This is a genomic window from Halomonas sp. SIMBA_159 (genome assembly GCF_046536035.1).
Lineage (GTDB): Bacteria > Pseudomonadota > Gammaproteobacteria > Pseudomonadales > Halomonadaceae > Vreelandella > Vreelandella venusta_A.
This window is the reverse complement of record NZ_JAWJBT010001845.1, coordinates 1-228: the sequence shown is the minus strand read 5'-3', so window position 1 is coordinate 228 and position 228 is coordinate 1. Positions and strand designations below refer to the sequence as shown.

Sequence of the window (228 nt, the reverse complement as noted above, 5' to 3'; positions counted from 1 at the left end):
TAAACTGCTCAAGCTGCAAGTCCGCTTCCTGCTGCGCCAAAATGTCCAGTGTCAGCTTCATGCGTCCACCTTCATGGTTTGCCCTAACCGACTGCTTTCCATTGCCAGCTGAATCAGCCTGATATTCAGCAACGCTTCCTCAGCCGACACCGGGTTCGGAGAGCCTAAACGAATCGCGTCTGCAACACCGGCAAAATAATGCTGATAACCGCCAAGCTCTGTGGCAAT

The 228-nt window shown here is 52.6% G+C and carries 1 protein-coding gene; it reads right to left on the bottom strand.

Going from position 1 to position 228, the window contains the following annotated elements; genetic code table 11:
* Positions 1–57: 57 nt before the first annotated feature.
* Positions 58–228, bottom strand: a complete 171-nt coding sequence (locus tag R0J87_RS25565) for a Gfo/Idh/MocA family oxidoreductase (protein WP_498889816.1) — start codon at positions 226–228, stop codon at positions 58–60.